Here is an 18,152-nt window from a genome sequence, read left to right as displayed (position 1 = left end):
AATGAAGCAATTAGAAGACAAAATCAGAGATGAAGGACAAGCGTTGTCCGAACACGTATTGAAAGTCGATGCCTTCTTGAACCATCAAGTCGATCCTGTCTTAATGCAAGCCATCGGACGCGAGTTCGCAGACCGGTTCCGTGACGCGGGAATTGACCGCATCGTCACATTGGAATCGAGTGGAATCGCTCCGGCCATGATGACGGCGCTTGAGATGGACATTCCGTTCGTCTTTGCCCGTAAACGTAAATCACTTACGCTCCAAGACGATCTCGTCGAAGCGGACGTTTACTCGTTCACGAAACAAGAGACGAATCGCATCAGTTTGAGCCGTCGCTTCGTCCAACCTGGGGAGCGCGTGCTCGTCATCGATGACTTCCTCGCCAACGGGGAAGCCGCACTCGGTTTGACGCAACTCGTCGAATCCGCCGGTGCGGTCGTCGCCGGTGTCGGCATCGTCATCGAGAAGTCGTTCCAACCGGGACGGGACAAGTTGCTCGAGCGAGGCTATCAAGTCGAGTCACTCGCCCGAATTGCGAAGCTTGAAGAGGGTGAGATTTCCTTCGTGGAGGTGGTCCGATGAATACGTTTAAGACAGCCAGCCTTGGTTTCCAACACTTACTCGCCATGTACACGGGCGCGGCCATCGTCCCGCTCATCGTCGGTGGTGCCATCGGACTCGGTCCGACGGAACTCGCGTATCTCGTCGCAATCGATTTGTTCATGTGTGGTGTCGCGACGCTGTTGCAAGTCTGGACGACTCGTTTCACCGGTGTCGGTCTGCCAGTCGTACTCGGTTGTACGTTCACCGCGGTCGGTCCGATGATTGCCATCGGTAGTTCGAGCGGCATCACCGCCATCTATGGGGCACTCATCGCGAGCGGAATCATTGTCATCTTAATTTCAGGCTTTGTCGGGAAACTGGCTCGCTTCTTCCCGCCGGTCGTGCTCGGCTCGGTCGTGACGATTATCGGTCTCTCGCTCATCCCAGTCGCTGTCAATGATATCGGCGGTGGGATGCCAGGTGAGCCTGGCTTCGCTTCGATGCAAAACTTGGCGCTCGGTGGCTTGACCATCGGTTTGATTCTCGTCTTGAACCGAATCGGTACCGTGTTCACGCGCGCGGCCGCTGTCTTGTTTGCGGTCTTGATCGGTACAGGGGTCGCCGCGTTCCTCGGTCTCGTCGATTTCAGTCCGGTCCGTGAGGCCGGTTGGTTCCAAATGGTACAACCGTTCTACTTCGGGATGCCGACGTTTGACGTCTCGGCCATCCTCGTCATGACGCTCGTGGCCATCATCTCGATGATTGAATCGACCGGTGTCTTCTTAGCATTGAGCGATATCACGAAAAAACCGATTGGCTCGAACGAGTTGACGAAAGGGTATCGGGCCGAGGGTGTGGCAACGATTCTCGGAGGGATTTTCAACAGCTTCCCGTACACGACGTTCAGTCAAAACGTCGGTCTCGTCCAATTGTCAGGCGTCAAATCACGTCGCGTCATCTTCTGGACGAGCGGTCTGTTGATTTTGCTGGGCTTCTTGCCGAAAGTCGCGACGTTCACGACATTGATCCCGAAACCGGTTCTCGGCGGGGCGATGCTCGTCATGTTCGGCACGGTCGCCGCGTCAGGGATTCGGATTTTGAGCCAAGTAGATTTTGCGAAAAATGAGAACTTGATTACAATCGCCTTGTCGATCGGTGTCGGACTTGGCATCACGGCCAACCCGGCCATCGTCGCAAATATGCCGGAAGCGGTGCAGTTGTTCACGGACAGTGCCATCGTCGCCGGATCGTTCACTGCCTTGTTATTGAACGGGTTCTTCCGACTCGTCGACCGGTTCCGTCCGGCCGAGGTCGTTGCCGATAACCGGCAAGTCAGCTAGACTGAAAGGAACTACGTAACTAGGGGGAACAAGCATGGGGAAAACTGCACTTGTCGTTGGCGCCACCGGATTGATTGGACGCGAACTCGTCGAACAGTTGCTCGAACAAGAACGGTATGATCAAGTCTGGATAATCGTCCGCCGCTCGAAACGATGGAGTCATCCGAAACTGCATGAAGTCGTCGGGTTCGAAGAGATGGACGAGGCGTTGCCGCACATTGATGACGTCTACTGCGCACTTGGGACGACGATTGCCGTCGCTGGTTCACGTCAGGCGTTCAAACATGTCGATCTCGACTTGCCGCTTGAAGTGGCACGTGTCGCGAAACGACACGGAGCGACACGTTACGCCGTCGTCTCGGCGCAAGGCGCGTCACTTCGGTCACCTTTCTTCTACAACCGCGTGAAAGGGGAGCTCGAGAATGGGCTTAAAGTGTTCGGTTTCGAGCACTTGATTATCGCCCGTCCGTCGCTCTTGCTCGGGGATCGGGAGGAGTTCCGTCTCGGCGAGAAAGCAGCCGAGGTCGTCAGCCGTCCGCTTCAACCGTTGTTGCTCGATAAATTACCAGATGCCGCACCGATTCAAGCGCTCCATGTGGCGCGCGCCTTGATTATGGCCGCGGAAGAAGGACAAGGCATCGAAGTATTGACGTCTGGCATGATGCAGAGGATGAGCCAATGAACCCATTAACGAAGAAACGGACCAAAGCCGTCTTGATTGACGGTGTCATTGCCGGATTGCTAAGTTTTGGTGTCGAACAGCTCGTCCGCAAGAAAGTGAAGAGCGAGTTCGTCCACGTCGTCATCACGCCGACACTCATCGCCTACGCGCTCGAGGCATGTCAGATGCGCCGTGGCGGACAGACGCTCGGGTATAAGCTGATGGGTCTCGAGTTGAAAAATGACGATGGGACACCAGTCACGGCCGAGCAAGCGTTCAAACGGGCGCTTCACCGCGACACGATCTCGATTGCCGCCTACGTCAAGGACCGCGCACACTTCGAGGCCGAAGACGGTGCCGTCTTGCCGCACGACGCTGCGTTCCATATGCACGTAACCGAAAAAAACTGACCTCACGCGAGGTCAGTTTTTTTAGTCTTTGATACGGCTGAGGATGGCTGTCGTCAAGGCGACGATTGTTCCTAGGACGAGTCCGTTCGAGAACACGGTCGCCAAGAGCGGCGGCAAATCGTTCATCGCCCCAGGTGGGAGCAACATCGCGCCGGCCCCAATCACAAGTGGAAGACCGACAGTGAGTGACGCCGTCTTTTGGTTCAATTCGAACGCCGCCTCGTTAATCCCGATGATAATCATCGTCGCGATGAGCGGGGTGACGATGGCGTATCCGACGGCGGCTGGGATGCTCGCGATCAGCGAGACGAACGGACCGATGAGGGCGAGCACCATCATCACAGCATGGGCCACGAGATGGGGTGAGCGATGGACGCTCTCCGTCGAGGATAAGAAACCAGCCGTTCCAGAGATGGCGACCGGTCCGGGTGTCCCAAACATGCCCGCCACCATTTGACTGATCCCACTGACGACACCAGACGCCGGGACGTTGCCTTCGATTTGACGCTTCTCACGTGAGCTGACGATGCGTTCAATCAATTTGATATTGGCAAGGACGTTCGTCATGAGAAGGAGCGTGATGACGAATGCAGTCGGAAGTAAGTTCCAATCCCACACCCACGTTCCGAACGGGAACAGTTCAGGCACGAGGAAAAATGACTCGGAACGGACGATCGGGTTGCCGAGTCCGAGCAAGTTGAACAACCAAAATCCGGCGATGAGCGTCATGACGAGTCCATACTGTTTGAACCGGCTACGCTCGAGCGTGAGCGCGAACAACACGAGACCGGCCGTCGCAACGGCTTGAACGATGTTAATGCCGTCCTCAGTCACGCCAAAGCCGCCTTTGATGACGGCACCCGACAGTTGCAGGACGAGCAGAATCATATAGACCCCGAGCACTTGTGGGGTAAACAACGACAGCATCCGTCGCAACAGGCCGGTGACAGTCATGACGACACCGAGCACACCACTTAAGAACAACATGAAACCGAGCGCTTGGAGCGTCTCTTGTCCGCTCCCATAAAGTGCTGGACCGATGGAGGCATAGAGTGTGAACACGCCCCACCAAATCCCGGCTGGTCCTTCTAAGATTGGCAGGCGGTGGCCGAGAAGCGTCTGGATGATGCTGAAGAGTGCGAAGACGAACAGTGAACGTGAGATGAACGTCATCGTCTCGCCTGGCGACAGTTCAAATAGGGCAGCGATCGAGAGCGGTGGTACAATGTTTGTAGCTAAAATAAAAATAAACCACTGAATCGTCGTGGTTACAGAACTTTTGGTCATGGTGTCCCCCTGGTATTTCCCTTTTTTAATACTAGTGTACCGTGACGGGGAAGTGGATGCAAATGGAGGTATATAATGAAGAAAAAACTGAAGTGGATTGGCCTCGGCCTATTAGGAGTCATCTTGGTCGCCATCATCGGCTTCCTCGTGTGGACGCAACTGACGTACGGACCGACGGAAGAAGCGCGCGGTTACGCGGCTGAGGCGACGAAAGTGGACAATCGACTCGAGTTCGGGCAGACGGACAGCGAGGTTGGGTTCATCCTGTATCCTGGGGCGAAAGTCGAGAAAGAGGCGTACGCTTACTATGGCACCAGACTGGCAGAGGAAGGTGTCTTCGTCGCCATCCCATCGTTGCGCTTGAATCTCGGGATAGCAGATATCGATGCTGCGGAGACGATTATCGCCGCCCACCCGGATATCGAACGTTGGGTCGTCGGCGGGCATTCACTCGGCGGCTCGGCGGCGTCCGGCTATGCGCTCGAACACGAGGAGCAAGTCGAGGGGGTCATCTTCCTCGCCTCGTATCCGATCAGTTCGATGGCGGACAGCGATTTACGTGTCTTGTCCGTCTCCGGGGAGATTGACGGTCTGGCCACACCGGCTGATATCGAGGCGAGCCGTGACAACGTCCCGGATGACGCCGTCTTCCATCAAATCAAAGACGGCAATCACGCCAACTTCGGGATGTACGGCCCGCAGGACGGAGATAACGATAGCCCGCTCAGCGCCAAACAACAACTCGACGAGACGATTGATCAAATCTTGGATTGGTTATGAAAACAGCGTGCCCACATCATGGGGCACGCTGTTTTAACGTTGGTCGAGCTGATGACTGACCGCGGTCAGCAAGGCTGTCACGAGCGCGACGGCGCCGGCGACGAGGGCGAGCGTCATGACGGGTGTGTTCGCGTAGACAAGACCACCGAGCGCCGAGCCCATCCCGATGCCGACGTTGCTTGCGACCGGCATGAGCGATGAAGCCAGGCCTTTGGCGTCCGGATTAAACTTCTCGGCCAAGTCGATCAAGTAGATTTGCGTCGATGTCGTCAGTAGAATCGCCATGAATGACATGAGCGCGATATTGATCAGACCGAGCGTCACGCTCGACGTCGTCACATACAAGGCCGCCAAGACGAGCGCTTGGATGAGGAAGACGAACCGGAGCCGTCCGATCGGATTATGGCTGGCGATTTTCCCGGCTGCCATATTGCTGAAGATGGAGATGAACCCGTAGGCAAACAGGATTGGGCTAATCCAGGCGACCGGGACGCCGAGTACACCTTTCAAAATCGGAACGAGATACGTATAGACGACGTACGTAGCGCCGAAGCCGAACGCCGGGATGAAGAACGCGATTAAAATCCGCGGGTTCGTCAGTAGGCGCAACTGATCGGCAATCGACGTCTTGACGCTCGTCAACTGACTCGGGACGACGCGGTAGACGGCGAGAAATGCGACGACGCCTAAAGCGGTCGTCAACAAGAACGTCGTTTCCCATCCGGCCCGTTGCCCGATGAACGTACCGAGCGGGACACCGAATACGTTTGCCATCGTGAAGCCACCGAAGATGAACGAGACGGCAATCCCACGCTTCCCGGTCGGCACCGATTCACTGGCGACGAGCATGGCGAGCGAGATGAGCACGCCCGTCACGACGGCGGTCATCATCCGGAGCGCGAGTAACGTCCCATACGTCGGGGCGAGACTGCTGAACAAGTTGAAGACGATGAATAGCGCGGTGAGCGTGAGCATCAGTTTTCGTTTCGGCAAATGACTCGTCAATGACATCGTCAGCGGGGTCCCGATGGCGAACGTGATGGCAAATGCCGAGACGAGCGTTCCGGCCGTGGCAATCGAAATCGACAGACCGTCGGCGATATCAGGCAAAATCCCGACGATGACAAATTCACTCGTCCCGAGCACGAACGTGAGCAAGGCGAGCGATAAAATGAGCGTCCAGTCGGTCCGACTGAGCGTTGAAGAAGTCGTCAAAAAGAATCACTACTTTCAAAAAGATTGTTGTTAGACATCAGTCGTTTCCAACCATACCGAATTTTCGCCAAAAGCAAAACCCTTTTCTCTCACATTGTAAAAGAAAAGGGTCTGATTAGCGCCAGAACGCGGTCGCTTCGACACCGGCGTGGTCGGAAACGACAGGACCGTTCTCGCCGTCAAAGACGACGGCGTGACGCGAGACATGAATCGGGGCGTTCGTCAGCATCAAGTCGATGCGAAGCGCCTGCTTGTTCTCGTCCCAGCCGGCAATCTTACCTTGGACGGTCGCATCACCTTCACGCTCGGTCGCCAAATGGAACAGGTCTTGGAGACCGTGCTCAATCAAGTAGTCGTACCCTTCGCCACGGATGAACGCGTCGTTATTGAAGTCACCGAGCAACAAGGCACGATCGTCGTCCTCGACGCGACGCAACAGTTCATCGAGCTGATGGCGCACCGGTTCATCGGCGTCATGCCACCAACCGAGGTGACATGAGTAAATTGCCGTCGGCGCATCCAAGCCGTCCAAGACCGCCTTGACGATTTTCCGAGATTTGTAATCGTTCGGATCGGTCGTCTGCGAGACGAAGAACGATTCGGTCGACACGAACGGAGTGCGCGACAAGATTGCGACCCCTTCCTCGTAGACGTCATAGCCGTAATGGGCGAAGTCCCACGTCATGTAGTAATCGACGCCTTGTTCTTTCAAACGCTCGACGAGCACATAGGCGAAGTTGTTCTCTCGAATCAAGCCATCGATGAGCGGGGCTTCTTTATGTTGATTCACTTCTTGGAGTGCGATGATGTCATATTCCTCGCTCGCGATCCGTTCGACAATCGAGTCGATTTTCTCTTGTTGACGGTCCTCTAACCAGGCGTGACAGTTCAGCGTTAATATATTCACGATAGTCCTCCTTTAGAAAAAAACAGGCCAACTCGTACGAGCTGGCCTGTTGATTATGCACCGATGACGTCTTGAATATCAGACTTCAATACGTCGGCTTTTGGGCCGTAGATTGCTTGGACACCGCGGTCTTTCAAGATGAGACCCATGGCGCCGTTCTTTTTCCATTCGCTCTCTTCTGAGACGAGCGACATATCTTTGACTGTGACACGGAGACGCGTCATGCAGGCATCGACGTCCTCGATGTTCTCTTCCCCACCGAGTAGAGCGATAATCCCCATGACCTGTTCGTTGCCTGTCACGTTCGATTTCTCTGTCACTTCTTCCATATAGTTCCCGTTACGACCTGGCGTCGGAAGGTTCATCTTCTTGATGAAGAAGTTGAACACACCGAAGTTCAAGAAGAAGAAGGCAGCCGAGACGAGGAAGAAGTTAATCAAGTCTTGCAAGAGTCCCGCTTTGACAATCATCGGGATGCGTGTGAGCAATTCAATCGCACCGAACGCGTGGACACGAAGGTCGATGACATCTGCTAAAGCGAAGGCGGCACCGGCCATGAGCGCGTAGACGACGTAAAGGACTGGAGCGACGAACATGAACATGAATTCGATTGGTTCTGTGACACCCGTCAAGAAGACGGCGAGACCAGCCGACAAGAACATCGGTTTGTATTGTGCTTTCTTGTCTTCGTCGACGTTGCGGTACATCGCGTAAGCAGCACCGATCAAGGCAGCGAATGACAAGATGACTTGACCGACTTTGAAGCGGGCCGGTACGACGTCAGCAAGCAAGGCGTTGTAAGCGGCTGTATCACCAGCGGCGCGAAGGTTAACGAGGTCAGTGACCCAAGCCAACCAGAGCGGATCTTGACCCGCAACGACCGAACCAGCTGTCGCACCTGTCAAAATCGTGTACGTGCCACCGAGCTCCGTGTAGTTCATCGGCACGGTGAGCATGTGGTGAAGACCGAACGGCAAGAGGAGACGTTCGAGCGCACCGTAGATGAACGGCGCGAGGACTGGTGCCGTGTTGCGTGATGTGGCAATCCATTCACCGAAGCTGTTGAGCGCGCCTTGAATCGTCGGCCAAATGATTGACAACGCGATGGCGGCAACGACCGAACCGAGGATGACGACGAATGGCACGAAGCGCTTCCCGTTGAAGAACGAGAGGGCGTTCGGCAATTTGTTGAAGTTATAGAACTTGTTATAAAGGGCTCCACCGAGGAAACCAGCGATAATCCCGACGAACACGCCCATGTTGAGAGCTGGTGAACCGAGTACAGATGTGAAGTAGTCGGCGACGACAAGGTCGGCTCCGAAGAGAGACTGGACTGTCGCTTCCGGGTCTTGGAGCATCGTTCCATTGACGGCAAAGATGGCGCCTGTGACGCGGTTAATCAAAATGAAGGCGATCAGTGCAGCGAAGGCACCGCCGGCTTTATCTTTCGCCCACGAGCCACCGATGGCGACTGCGAACAAGATATGTAAGTTGACGATGATTCCCCAACCGAGATCTTCAATGATGCGAGCCGTCGTGAGCAAGATGCTGACGTCTCCGGCTGACATGCCAATCAATTTACCAATCGAGATCATGAGACCTGCGGCCGGCATGACGGCGATGACGACCATTAAGGCCTTGCCGAGTTTCTGCCAAAAGTCGAACGAGATGAGTTGTTTCATGTGATACGCTTCCTTCCTATGCGGAACTTTTTATCTGTCTATGGCGACTGTCAATGCAATCGCTTGCATAGATGATTGTAATCGATTGCATAACTTTGTGCAACCGTTTTCCTAATTTTCATAGATTTTCATAATTGAAACCAATTTGGCTCGTTTCTCACCTAACTTGTCAGTCGGAACGAATCTCGCTACAATACTAGAGGTTGAAAGGGGCGAGAACGATGGGATGGAGACAGACGACATCGGCATTATCAAAAGAAGAGCAGACGGCCATGCTTGAGGAATTGTTGCAATCGGGCCTGTTATTAGAAGAAGACCGACTGCTATATAGCATGTTGATGCCAGACCGGGTCAAACGGATGCAAGAAGTGTTGGAGTTACGGACGAACCATATCACGATTTTGACAGAAGGGGTCGATGATCCGCACAATCAGTCGGCCGTGCTCCGTTCGGCGGACGCGTTCGGTGTCCAGACGTTGCACGTTGTCGAAGGGCGGGCCAAGTTCAAACCGAACTCGATTATCGCCAAGAGCGCCGATCGGTGGGTCGACGTGGTCGAACATCCTTCGATCGAGGATGCGATTGATCGGTTGAAGGCGGACGGTTACCAAGTGCTCGCGACGGCACTCAGTGAAGAAGCGGTCCCACTCGAGGATATCGACGTGTCAAAACCGACCGTGCTCTTGTTCGGGAATGAACATCACGGCGTATCGGAACGGGCGCTCGCCAAAGCGGACGGCAATTACTTGATTCCGATGCAAGGATACGTCCAAAGTTTGAACATCTCGGTCGCTGCCGCCATCTCGTTGTACGATGTGACGACGCGGGCGCGCCACGTCGTGACGGACGGATATGGACTGAAGGCGAAAGACAAGCAACGCATCTTAAAAAATTGGATGGTGAAGAGCCTTCCGAAGCGGTCGCTCGGCGTGTATAAGCAAAAAGGTTTGACCGCTTTTGCGCGCGAGACAGGAAAAACGGAGTAAACGGCGAAAGGTACAGGCGTACGAACAACTTGTCCATATTTCGAAAGGGGATGGAAAGATGAGTACGACCAGTTCATTTATCGTGAAAGATGTGACGACGAATTTCAAAGACTATGAAGAGGAATTCTTTAACCTGTATCGGACGTTATACGGGGACATCGATCAACTGCGTTTTAAAGAACGGCTATATCGCCATGCGAATCCGCTCGTGTTGCTCGCTTTTTCAGACGAGCGTCTCGTCGGCTTCAAAATCGGTTATGAGGCCGAGCCGTATCGCTTCTATAGCTGGGCCGGCGGCGTTCACCCTGAGTTTCAAAAGCATGGCATCGGCCGCAAGCTGATGGACACGCAACTCGAATGGGTGAAGGCGCAAGGGTTCCATTCGATTCGAACGAAAGCGCGTAACACGAACAAAGGGGTCATCATCTTGAACCTGTTGTGTGGCTACGACATCATGGGGGCCTATACAGAGGACAACGAGCCTCGCATCATGATGGAGAAACAATTGAACTGACCGTTGAAGCCGTGGCGCATGCCACGGTTTTTTTTTTGCGGACATGAAACTAAAACGAAAAACGGACGTATGGATAAGAAAGGGGGAAGCGATATGTTCACAGCGTTTGCGTTTGGAGAAGAAGTCTATATCGAGTCGACGGGGATGGAAGATTCGTTCTTTAGTGGAGTGCCAATCATTTTTCCGATTTTCTTTTTCCTGATTATCGGTATTATCGTGTTCGCTGTCATCGGAGGGATTGGTAATCAAGTAAAGACGAACAGTCTGTTGAAAGACATGCAACGGTTCGCCTCCGATTTAGCCGACCATCCGAGTGATGAATCGGCGAATCGGCTCGCTGACTATTTGCGGGACGTGACCTCGTTCCCGGTGCATCGCACACAGATGGAGCCGTTTCGGGTCGCGCTCGGGAGCTATCAGTTGGTCATGGAGTCGCCGCACGTACACGACGAGACGAAAGAGCGGATTGACCGCCAATATAAACGGCTCGGCATTTTGGACGGGGAGAAGTTCGCCGACGAGCCGGCACCGCGCCGCCGTTCAAGCTCGCATCATCACAATCATCATGACCATCATAATCACCACATGTGAAAAACGCGCCAGGGAATGTTCCCCGGCGCGTTTTCGGCGCACTTGAATCGTATCTGGTTAGGAACGAGTGACAAGTAAAGGTGTCATCGGTCATCGGTAATTGGTTGGTCCATGGCCGTATGCTCATCCTAGACGTAGGAACAAGTGGTGGCGCCAATCCTTGACCCGGAGTCTCACCGGGCCAAGGTCACATGTAACGACTCGGGTCAAAGTCAATCTCCGTTCGATAGTTGGCCGCGTTGATGGCGTTTGAGATGCGGTTCGCCCGCTTCTCGACGTCAATCGCTTTCAAGCGATATAGCTCCGGATCGTAGAGTGCATGCTTGATGACGGCAGTCCCTTCACCAAAACCGTATTGAAACTCGCGCTTCGGACGCTCGGATAGTTCTTGATACATGCGGGCCTGAGCACGTAGTTGAATCGCGAACTCAATGGCCTCGACGAGCGGGAGTGGCCCGTCGTGCGTCTCGATTACCGTCTTCAAGTTCGCCTCATAAACGAGACGATCGAGACAACGCATATCTCGACGAATCGACTCGAGTTCGACTTCGATATCCTCGAGTGAGCGCGATTGAATCGTCGGGAGCGGCTCGTCTTTCTCGAGTTCGATGAACGCGACGCGCTCGACTTCTTCTAACAATTTATCAATCTGCTTATGGAGCAGGCTCTTCAGTTTGATGGCATCTGCCAAGTACATAGGGATTCCTCCTTCTGCTTTTTCTAACCGTACCATAATGTGACTCCTAAAAAAAGGAAGGCGTTACTTTTTCGAGACGAGGCGATATGATGAAAGAAAGAGAGGAGGGCGACCGATGAACAAGTGGAAAACGCAATGGATGATTGCCATCGTCTTGGTCGTGTTCGGGACGGCGATGTTCCTCTATCAATGGATCGATTTGCGACCAGCGGAGATTCAGGATTATATCGTTCAATTCGGTTGGCTCGCCCCGCTCGTCTATATCATCCTGTTCACGTTTCGTCCGCTTATCCTGTTTCCGACGTCCGTCCTATCTGTCGCCGGCGGCTTGGCGTTCGGGACGTTCGCCGGCGTTGTCTATACGGTCATCGGGGCCACACTCAGCGCGCTCGTCGCGTATTACGTGGCGATTCGCTTTGGCGACCGCTTTTTGCATCATTTCGAAGCGAGCAGCTATGAGAAGCTCCAACATAAAATCGAAGAGGACGGGTTCTTTTACGTTTTGATTTTACGCCTGATTCCGCTCGTCAACTTTGACTTGGTCAGTTATGCCTCCGGGCTGGCGAAAGTGCGACTCCCGGCATACGTGCTCGCGACGACGGTCGGCATGATTCCGGGGGCGTTCGCCAACAACTTTCTCGGCAGCAGTCTCGCGAGCGGGGATGTGAAGATGGTCTTGCTCGCCCTCGCAGTTTTAATCGTGTTGACGCTCGTCGCGACCGTGTTCCGTGAACCGATTAAACGACAACTCAATCGTTATAAAAAGAAGTAGGCGCCGATGAGCACCTACTTCTTTTTCGATTAGCGGTTGTCGACCGTCTCTGGATAGAGGTCGTGGTTGAAGAGGCGATGCTCGGCCATCTTCTCGTATTTCGTGCCCGGCTTGCCGTAGTTGTAGTACGGATCGATTGAAATGCCGCCGCGTGGCGTGAATTTGCCCCACACTTCGAGATAGCGCGGCTCCATCAACTTGACGAGGTCTTTCCCGATGACGTTGATGCAGTTCTCATGGAAATCACCGTGGTTGCGGAAACTGAACAAGTACAGCTTGAGCGATTTCGATTCGACCAGCTTCTCGTCCGGGATGTATGAGATGTAAATTGTCGCGAAGTCCGGTTGGTTCGTGATCGGGCAGAGCGACGTGAATTCCGGTGCGTTGAACTTCACGAAGTAGTCGTTCTCCGGGTGACGGTTCGGGAACGCCTCGAGGACGTCCGGTGCGTATTCAAAAATGTATGGGACGCTCTTCTGTCCGAGTAGCGACAAGTCTTGTAAGTCTTCTGGTCTCATGAGTATTCTCCTTAGACGCCACGTTCGTTGGCGTACAGTAATGTGTGCAGTTGTGGCAGGACACGGACGCTTTGCCATGACGGGTCACGGGCTACGTCCTCCCATAGTTCTTTCAAGCGACGGAGCTGGGCGTCGGTGATGTCACCGTCCGCACCAGGCTCAGGATTGCCGGCCGATAAGTACATGACGTCCGGCGTATAGCGCGTCTGGACCGATTTCGCATAGGCGAGGTCGAGCTCATCGAAGACGGCGACTTTGAACGTCATCTGTTCGGGGCGCAGTCGTTCGACGATGGCGTCGAGTTTCTCCCAGTCGGTCGTCATGCCGGAAGAAGGTGGTTTCGGGCTGAGCGTCACGTCGTCGATATCAGACAGCCAGTCCTGATAGCGACTGCCTTGCGTCTCGACGGCAAGCTTGACGTCACGCGCCTTCAATTTCGCTACGAGCTCTTTCATCGCGGCGATGAGGAGCGGATTCCCGCCCGAGATCGTGACGTAGTCATATACACCGAGCGCGTCGAGCCGTTCGATGATTTCGTCGGCTGTGAGCATATCGGGTTTCTCCGAGCCGTCCCATGTGAAGGCAGAGTCGCACCACGAACAGCGATAATCGCAACCGGCGGTCCGGACGAACATCGTTTTCTGGCCGATGGCGCGGCCTTCGCCTTGGAACGTCGGGCCGAACACTTCGAGGACAGGGATTTTCATCAGTCCACCAACCATTCGCGGCGGAACTCGGCGTATGACGTCGGTGTCTCGTACAGTTTGACGAATTCGACGCGGACGTCGCGCTCGTCAGGCAAGTGCTTGGCGAGCTGCTCGAAAATCCAGTAGCACATGTTTTCGGCAGTCGTGTTCATATAAGGTAACGACTCATTCAAATAGCGATGGTCGAGGTAGGGTTCGAGTTCTTCTTTAAAGATGACTTTCAGGTCGCCAAAGTCGAGCGTCATGCCACGGTTGTCTAGAAATCCGCTGATGCCCATTTGCAATTTATACGTATGTCCGTGTAGCGCGCGGCATTTGCCGTCATAATCGAACAAGTGATGGGCGGCGTCGAACGTCACTTCTTTGACGATTTGGACGCGATGCGGACAATAGATGAGCGAGCCGTCCTGTTTGGCTTCGACACTCGTCGGGGCGAGGAATGGAGCGTGTTTCATACGCGTACCTCCTCATAAGCGGCAAGGCCGTTTTGACGGAGCACGCAAGCCGGACATTCGCCGCAACCTGATCCGAGGATGCCGTTATAGCACGTGAGTGTCCGCTCTTTGACGTAATCGAACGCACCGAGCTGATCCGCGAGTTCCCACGTCTGCTTTTTGTCGAGCCACATGAGCGGTGTATCGATGACGAACGGATAGTCCATCGCTAAGTTGAGCGTCACGTTCAAGGATTTGACGAACTGGTCCCGGCAATCCGGATAACCTGAGAAGTCGGTCTCACACACGCCGGTGACGATGTGATGCATACCGAGCTGTTTGGCCATGACGGCCGCAAAGGATAAGAATAAGTGATTGCGTCCATCGACGAACGTGTTTGGGACGTCCGCATTGTCGATGTCGAGATCATGTCTCGTCAACGCGTTAGAGGTGAGTTGTCCGAGTAAGGACAAATCGAGGATGTGGTGCGGGACATCGAGTTCGGCCGCAATTTCTTTTGCGACCTCGATTTCCGCGTCGTGGCGTTGCCCGTAGGCGAACGTCACCGCTTCCACATGAGAGAATTGTTGTTTTGCCCAAAATAGACAGGTGGTTGAATCTTGACCGCCGCTAAAGACGACCAATGCTTTTTCGTGTTGCAACGTGCACACTTCCTTTTTCGCTAGTTTTGATGTCGGAGGAGGTTACGAACTCCGGAGGTCACCCTCGAGCGTTTACTTTACCATAAAAAGACGTTTGACAGGGAAAAGAGAAGCAGGTATAGTAAAGGACATCACTGAAACACTTTCGCGCATAAAAGCGTTTAAGCGGTTAGGTAGAAAATAATGGAACTGAAAGGAGGGGACGTCGATGCAGATGAAAGGAAAAGAGGCTGTATTCGTCGTGCTGATGAGCGGTATTTCCCTGCTCGCACTGATGTTTTTGGCCAAAGCGACGCCACATATGGCGATCTTTGGCACAATGGTATTAATAGGGGGTTACGCGTATTATCGGACGCGTGATTTCAAACGAATTGAAGCGGCGATGATTAGCGGGATTCGTGAAGCCATCATGCCGGTCTTGATTTTACTGTTGATCGGGATGTTGATTGGCGTATGGCAAATGTCTGGCACGGTGGCGACAATCCTCTCCATCGGTTTAGATACAATTTCAGCACAATGGTTCTTGCCGAGCGTCCTGCTCATCACGATGATCGTCTCGTCGTTCACGGGTAGTGCCTTCACGACAGTCGGTACGGTCGGGGTCGCCTTGTTCGGAATCGGGATGGCGCTCGGGATCTCTCCGGCGCTCGCGGCCGGGGCCATCGTTTCGGGTGCACTCTTCGGTGACAAGATGAGTCCGCTATCGGATACGACGAACTTCGCACCGGCCGTGGCTGGTGTCAAACTGTTCGACCATATCCGCTTTATGATGGGGACGACCGTACCGGCCATCCTCATCACCCTTGTCTTGTTCACGCTTCTCGGTCGGAGCGGTCAAGCGGCGGATACGACGCAAATCGCTGAAGCGCAGGCAGCACTCGCTGGACGATTCAACTTGTCATGGTTGACGCTGCTCGCGCCGGTTCTCGTCGCGGTGCTTGCGTTCCGTCGCATGCCGGTCTTGCCGACGATGCTCGTCGGGATGTTCGCCGGAGTGTTGACAGCTGGTTTCGTTCAAGGCAACTGGAACGTCACAAACTGGTTCGGTGTCATGCAGGCCGGGTTCAAGTCGGGCGTCGAGAACGAGACGATTGCAGCTGTGCTCGATCGTGGCGGACTCGAGTCGATGCTCTGGTCGGTCAGTCTCGTCTTGATTGCGCTCGCGTTCGGTGGCTTGCTCCGTGAACTCGGCGTATTCCAAGCGATCGTCGACGCCTTGCTCGAACGGTTGAAGTCTCCGGGCAGCTCCGTGCTCTCGGTTGTCCTCAGCTCGATTGGGGTCAACTTGCTCGCTGGCGAACAGTACTTGTCAATCTTGCTCCCAGGGCAAGCGTTCAAACAAGGGTTCATTGACCGTGGCATCGATCCGCGCTACTTGTCACGTGCCCTCGAAGACGGCGGCACGGTCATCAACCCGCTCATCCCATGGGGCGTGTCAGGTGCGTTTTTTGCCGCCACGCTCGGCGTGCCGGTGCTTGAGTATGCACCGTTCGCCTTCTTCCTCTGGCTCAGCCCAATCTTCTCGATTATTCTCGGATATGTGAAGTTGGGAAAGCAGCGTGAGGCGATGCGAATCGCATCTTAATCGAATCACTTACAAAAAACCATCCAGGACAATTAGCTGTCCTGGATGGTTTTTGAGTGTCTCAGATAAAAGAGTTCTCGAGTTGCCATAACGCATCCCCGAACTGGTCGATGAGCGCCTGAGCCCTCGATTCGATGTCCGATGGCAAGTCAGCTCTTGAGAAATACTGCAAGTCCAGACTTTCTCCGTCGTTCATGGCTAACGTCCCTTGCACGCGCTTTGCATGGAAAAGATTGATGACACTATGCGTCTCGTCCCCGTTCGGATACTTGAAGTAAAACTTCGGTCCCGAACAAACACCGACGAGTTCAAATTGATTGGTTTCAAGACCAGTCTCTTCATTCAATTCACGAGCGGCCACTTCTTCTAACGTCTCATTCAACTCCATCGATCCCCCGGGCAATCCCCAATCATTCGTATCGGACCGGTGTTGGAACAACAGCTCCCCGTATTCATTCAACACGAGGATGGTCGCCCCGACACTGATGAGCGGCCTGCTCCCGACTGTCTGTCTTAACTCTAATAGATACCCCACCTTGTTTCGCCTCACTTTCTCGTATGTCATATAGTTCGGCTCTCATCATGAAATCCCTTTGATCAGAAAAGGCATCTTCTTTGTGTCACCCCGTCTTCATTTGAGAAAATAAACCGAAGGAGGGATGACGATGAAACGACTCGATCCATCATTTTACGAGCAACCGACGATTGAATTGGCACGCTCATTGCTCGGTCACTATCTCGTCCACGATCATCTAGACGGACAAATCGTCGGAAAGATTGTCGAGACCGAAGCGTATCTTGGTGCCGTCGACCGGGCGGCCCATAGCTTCGGGGGCAGACGGACGAATCGGACCGAGGTCATGTTCGGATTGCCGGGACACGTCTATACGTATCAGATGCACACGCATACGCTCTTGAACGTCGTGAGCGGTCCGGTCGGCACGCCGGAAGCCGTCCTCATCCGAGCCATCGAGCCGATTGAAGGACAGGCCATCATCGACATGAATCGTCCTGGCATCAAACGGTTCGATCAGACGAACGGTCCCGGCAAGCTGACGAAAGCGCTCGGGATCACGATGGACCTGTATGGGCATTCGCTCCAACATGAACCGCTCTATATCGTCGAAGGGGACGTCATTCCAGACATCGAGGCCGGTCCGCGCATCGGCATTCCTAACACGGGTGAAGCGCGTGACTATCCGTATCGTTTCTTTGAACGCTCGAATCCGTACGTCTCCAAGTTTCGCTGAATGTTTATGCTCCGGTTAGGTGTGGAACACTCCCTATGTGCATAAAAATAATGAGGGAGTGTTTCAATATGGCAAAAGTAGCAACGCTAATCACAGACATGTTTGAAGACGTAGAGTTCACGGGTCCACGCGACGCATTGGTGGAAGCGGGGCACGAAGTTGTCACGATTGAAAAGAAAGCTGGGAATACAGTCGAAGGCAAACAAGGGGAGTCGAAGGTCACAATCGACAAAGCCATCGACGACGTTTCACCAGAAGACTTTGACGCACTGCTCTTACCGGGCGGATTCTCACCTGATTTGTTGCGCGAAGATGACCGTTTCGTCCAGTTCGCGAAAGCGTTCATGGACGCGAAAAAGCCGGTGTTCGCCATTTGTCACGGACCACAGCTGTTGATTACGGCGAAGACGCTCGAAGGCCGCGATGCGACGGGCTACAAGTCGATTAAAGTCGACATGGAATACGCTGGAGCGAAGTATGCGGACAAAGAAGTCGTCGTCTGCCAAGAACAGCTCGTGACGAGCCGTCAACCGGACGACATCCCGGCGTTCAATCGCGAGATGCTCAATCTGCTTAAATAATGTGCAGGCCACGGAATGTTTCCGTGGCT

General features: G+C 54.1%; 22 protein-coding genes. 12 read left to right on the top strand and 10 right to left on the bottom strand.

Going from position 1 to position 18,152, the window contains the following annotated elements; all coding sequences use genetic code 11:
• Window position 1: 1 nt before the first annotated feature.
• From KNP67_RS07675 to KNP67_RS07660, 4 genes are read left to right on the top strand one after another with little or no spacing between them, the layout of a single operon-like run.
• Window positions 2–583, top strand: a complete 582-nt coding sequence (locus KNP67_RS07675) for a xanthine phosphoribosyltransferase (protein WP_214756397.1) — start codon at window positions 2–4, stop codon at window positions 581–583.
• Window positions 580–1,884, top strand: a complete 1,305-nt coding sequence (locus KNP67_RS07670) for a nucleobase:cation symporter-2 family protein (protein ID WP_029596283.1) — start codon at window positions 580–582, stop codon at window positions 1,882–1,884. Before KNP67_RS07675 ends, KNP67_RS07670 begins: the two co-directional genes overlap by 4 nt.
• 34 nt (window positions 1,885–1,918) lie before the next feature.
• On the top strand, window positions 1,919–2,566 hold the full coding sequence (locus KNP67_RS07665; RefSeq protein WP_029596282.1) for an NAD(P)H-binding protein: 648 nt from the start codon (window positions 1,919–1,921) through the stop codon (window positions 2,564–2,566).
• A complete protein-coding gene (locus tag KNP67_RS07660) occupies window positions 2,563–2,955 on the top strand; it encodes an RDD family protein (protein WP_029596281.1) in 393 nt (130 codons plus the stop codon). Before KNP67_RS07665 ends, KNP67_RS07660 begins: the two co-directional genes overlap by 4 nt.
• Before the next feature lie 21 nt (window positions 2,956–2,976).
• On the opposite strand, the gene KNP67_RS07655 is transcribed toward KNP67_RS07660, so the two are convergent.
• On the bottom strand, window positions 2,977–4,242 hold the full coding sequence (locus KNP67_RS07655; RefSeq protein WP_029596280.1) for a purine/pyrimidine permease: 1,266 nt from the start codon (window positions 4,240–4,242) through the stop codon (window positions 2,977–2,979).
• Between the two features lie 75 nt (window positions 4,243–4,317).
• Between KNP67_RS07655 and KNP67_RS07650 the strand changes: the two genes are divergently transcribed.
• A complete protein-coding gene (locus KNP67_RS07650) occupies window positions 4,318–5,022 on the top strand; it encodes an alpha/beta family hydrolase (protein ID WP_214756396.1) in 705 nt (234 codons plus the stop codon).
• Window positions 5,023–5,055: 33 nt separating this feature from the next.
• Here KNP67_RS07650 and KNP67_RS07645 read toward each other — a convergent pair whose 3' ends face one another.
• From KNP67_RS07645 to KNP67_RS07635, 3 genes are all read right to left on the bottom strand, one after another.
• A complete protein-coding gene (locus KNP67_RS07645) occupies window positions 5,056–6,237 on the bottom strand; it encodes an MFS transporter (RefSeq protein WP_214756395.1) in 1,182 nt (393 codons plus the stop codon).
• A gap of 115 nt (window positions 6,238–6,352) precedes the next feature.
• Window positions 6,353–7,144 (bottom strand): endonuclease/exonuclease/phosphatase family protein, encoded by a 792-nt coding sequence (locus KNP67_RS07640; protein WP_214756394.1) that lies wholly within the window; start codon window positions 7,142–7,144, stop codon window positions 6,353–6,355.
• A 53-nt stretch (window positions 7,145–7,197) separates the two neighbouring features.
• Window positions 7,198–8,826, bottom strand: a complete 1,629-nt coding sequence (locus KNP67_RS07635; protein WP_058765444.1) for a PTS transporter subunit IIBC — start codon at window positions 8,824–8,826, stop codon at window positions 7,198–7,200.
• A gap of 221 nt (window positions 8,827–9,047) precedes the next feature.
• Between KNP67_RS07635 and KNP67_RS07630 the strand changes: the two genes are divergently transcribed.
• The 3 genes from KNP67_RS07630 (at window position 9,048) to KNP67_RS07620 (ending at window position 10,917) form a co-directional block, all read left to right on the top strand.
• Window positions 9,048–9,812, top strand: coding sequence for a TrmH family RNA methyltransferase (locus tag KNP67_RS07630; RefSeq protein ID WP_021068094.1), 765 nt, complete (start codon window positions 9,048–9,050; stop codon window positions 9,810–9,812).
• Window positions 9,813–9,870: 58 nt separating this feature from the next.
• Window positions 9,871–10,326: a GNAT family N-acetyltransferase gene (locus KNP67_RS07625; RefSeq protein ID WP_021068095.1), complete on the top strand. Its 456-nt coding sequence runs from the start codon at window positions 9,871–9,873 to the stop codon at window positions 10,324–10,326.
• 93 nt (window positions 10,327–10,419) lie between these two features.
• On the top strand, window positions 10,420–10,917 hold the full coding sequence (locus KNP67_RS07620) for a hypothetical protein (RefSeq protein WP_058765449.1): 498 nt from the start codon (window positions 10,420–10,422) through the stop codon (window positions 10,915–10,917).
• A gap of 187 nt (window positions 10,918–11,104) precedes the next feature.
• Here KNP67_RS07620 and KNP67_RS07615 read toward each other — a convergent pair whose 3' ends face one another.
• Window positions 11,105–11,614 carry a hypothetical protein gene (locus KNP67_RS07615; RefSeq protein WP_058765452.1) on the bottom strand — a complete coding sequence of 170 codons (510 nt, stop codon included), beginning with the start codon at window positions 11,612–11,614 and terminating at the stop codon, window positions 11,105–11,107.
• Window positions 11,615–11,729: 115 nt separating this feature from the next.
• Between KNP67_RS07615 and KNP67_RS07610 the strand changes: the two genes are divergently transcribed.
• Complete coding sequence (locus KNP67_RS07610) at window positions 11,730–12,386, top strand: TVP38/TMEM64 family protein (RefSeq protein WP_214756393.1); 657 nt, start codon at window positions 11,730–11,732, stop codon at window positions 12,384–12,386.
• A gap of 29 nt (window positions 12,387–12,415) precedes the next feature.
• Here KNP67_RS07610 and queF read toward each other — a convergent pair whose 3' ends face one another.
• The 4 genes from queF to queC are packed head-to-tail and all read right to left on the bottom strand — an operon-like array spanning window position 12,416 to window position 14,707.
• Window positions 12,416–12,904 carry a preQ(1) synthase gene (gene queF, locus KNP67_RS07605; protein WP_029333812.1) on the bottom strand — a complete coding sequence of 163 codons (489 nt, stop codon included), beginning with the start codon at window positions 12,902–12,904 and terminating at the stop codon, window positions 12,416–12,418.
• 11 nt (window positions 12,905–12,915) lie between these two features.
• Entirely contained in the window at window positions 12,916–13,611 is a 696-nt protein-coding gene (gene queE, locus KNP67_RS07600) for a 7-carboxy-7-deazaguanine synthase QueE (RefSeq protein ID WP_236355772.1), read from the bottom strand.
• On the bottom strand, window positions 13,611–14,066 hold the full coding sequence (gene queD, locus KNP67_RS07595; RefSeq protein ID WP_058765458.1) for a 6-carboxytetrahydropterin synthase QueD: 456 nt from the start codon (window positions 14,064–14,066) through the stop codon (window positions 13,611–13,613). Before queD ends, queE begins: the two co-directional genes overlap by 1 nt.
• Window positions 14,063–14,707: a 7-cyano-7-deazaguanine synthase QueC gene (gene queC / locus KNP67_RS07590; protein WP_021068102.1), complete on the bottom strand. Its 645-nt coding sequence runs from the start codon at window positions 14,705–14,707 to the stop codon at window positions 14,063–14,065. Before queC ends, queD begins: the two co-directional genes overlap by 4 nt.
• Window positions 14,708–14,915: 208 nt before the next feature.
• Here queC and nhaC point away from each other — a divergent pair, with 208 nt between their 5' ends.
• A complete protein-coding gene (gene nhaC, locus KNP67_RS07585) occupies window positions 14,916–16,292 on the top strand; it encodes a Na+/H+ antiporter NhaC (RefSeq protein WP_214756392.1) in 1,377 nt (458 codons plus the stop codon).
• 61 nt (window positions 16,293–16,353) lie between these two features.
• On the opposite strand, the gene KNP67_RS07580 is transcribed toward nhaC, so the two are convergent.
• Window positions 16,354–16,827, bottom strand: coding sequence for an NUDIX hydrolase (locus KNP67_RS07580; RefSeq protein WP_029596272.1), 474 nt, complete (start codon window positions 16,825–16,827; stop codon window positions 16,354–16,356).
• Between the two features lie 124 nt (window positions 16,828–16,951).
• On the opposite strand from KNP67_RS07580, the gene KNP67_RS07575 reads away from it, so the two are divergent.
• Window positions 16,952–17,542 (top strand): DNA-3-methyladenine glycosylase, encoded by a 591-nt coding sequence (locus KNP67_RS07575; protein ID WP_214756390.1) that lies wholly within the window; start codon window positions 16,952–16,954, stop codon window positions 17,540–17,542.
• Window positions 17,543–17,610: 68 nt separating this feature from the next.
• The gene (locus KNP67_RS07570) at window positions 17,611–18,123 is read left to right on the top strand and encodes a type 1 glutamine amidotransferase domain-containing protein (RefSeq protein ID WP_029596270.1); all 513 of its coding nucleotides are present in this window, start codon (window positions 17,611–17,613) and stop codon (window positions 18,121–18,123) included.
• Window positions 18,124–18,152 lie beyond the last annotated feature (29 nt).

It is taken from the genome of Exiguobacterium sp. s157 (assembly GCF_018618205.1).
Lineage (GTDB): Bacteria > Bacillota > Bacilli > Exiguobacteriales > Exiguobacteriaceae > Exiguobacterium > Exiguobacterium chiriqhucha.
This window is presented reverse-complemented; position numbering and strand designations above follow the sequence as displayed.

Coding starts and splice junctions, on each gene's coding strand:
- KNP67_RS07675 (WP_214756397.1), top strand. CDS start 2: ATGAAGCAATTAGAAGACAAAATCAGAGATGAAGGACAAGCGTTGTCC.
- KNP67_RS07670 (WP_029596283.1), top strand. CDS start 580: ATGAATACGTTTAAGACAGCCAGCCTTGGTTTCCAACACTTACTCGCC.
- KNP67_RS07665 (WP_029596282.1), top strand. CDS start 1,919: ATGGGGAAAACTGCACTTGTCGTTGGCGCCACCGGATTGATTGGACGC.
- KNP67_RS07660 (WP_029596281.1), top strand. CDS start 2,563: ATGAACCCATTAACGAAGAAACGGACCAAAGCCGTCTTGATTGACGGT.
- KNP67_RS07655 (WP_029596280.1), bottom strand. CDS start 4,242: ATGACCAAAAGTTCTGTAACCACGACGATTCAGTGGTTTATTTTTATT.
- KNP67_RS07650 (WP_214756396.1), top strand. CDS start 4,318: ATGAAGAAAAAACTGAAGTGGATTGGCCTCGGCCTATTAGGAGTCATC.
- KNP67_RS07635 (WP_058765444.1), bottom strand. CDS start 8,826: ATGAAACAACTCATCTCGTTCGACTTTTGGCAGAAACTCGGCAAGGCC.
- KNP67_RS07630 (WP_021068094.1), top strand. CDS start 9,048: ATGGGATGGAGACAGACGACATCGGCATTATCAAAAGAAGAGCAGACG.
- KNP67_RS07625 (WP_021068095.1), top strand. CDS start 9,871: ATGAGTACGACCAGTTCATTTATCGTGAAAGATGTGACGACGAATTTC.
- KNP67_RS07620 (WP_058765449.1), top strand. CDS start 10,420: ATGTTCACAGCGTTTGCGTTTGGAGAAGAAGTCTATATCGAGTCGACG.
- KNP67_RS07615 (WP_058765452.1), bottom strand. CDS start 11,614: ATGTACTTGGCAGATGCCATCAAACTGAAGAGCCTGCTCCATAAGCAG.
- KNP67_RS07610 (WP_214756393.1), top strand. CDS start 11,730: ATGAACAAGTGGAAAACGCAATGGATGATTGCCATCGTCTTGGTCGTG.
- queF (WP_029333812.1), bottom strand. CDS start 12,904: ATGAGACCAGAAGACTTACAAGACTTGTCGCTACTCGGACAGAAGAGC.
- queE (WP_236355772.1), bottom strand. CDS start 13,611: ATGAAAATCCCTGTCCTCGAAGTGTTCGGCCCGACGTTCCAAGGCGAA.
- queD (WP_058765458.1), bottom strand. CDS start 14,066: ATGAAACACGCTCCATTCCTCGCCCCGACGAGTGTCGAAGCCAAACAG.
- nhaC (WP_214756392.1), top strand. CDS start 14,916: ATGCAGATGAAAGGAAAAGAGGCTGTATTCGTCGTGCTGATGAGCGGT.
- KNP67_RS07575 (WP_214756390.1), top strand. CDS start 16,952: ATGACGATGAAACGACTCGATCCATCATTTTACGAGCAACCGACGATT.
- KNP67_RS07570 (WP_029596270.1), top strand. CDS start 17,611: ATGGCAAAAGTAGCAACGCTAATCACAGACATGTTTGAAGACGTAGAG.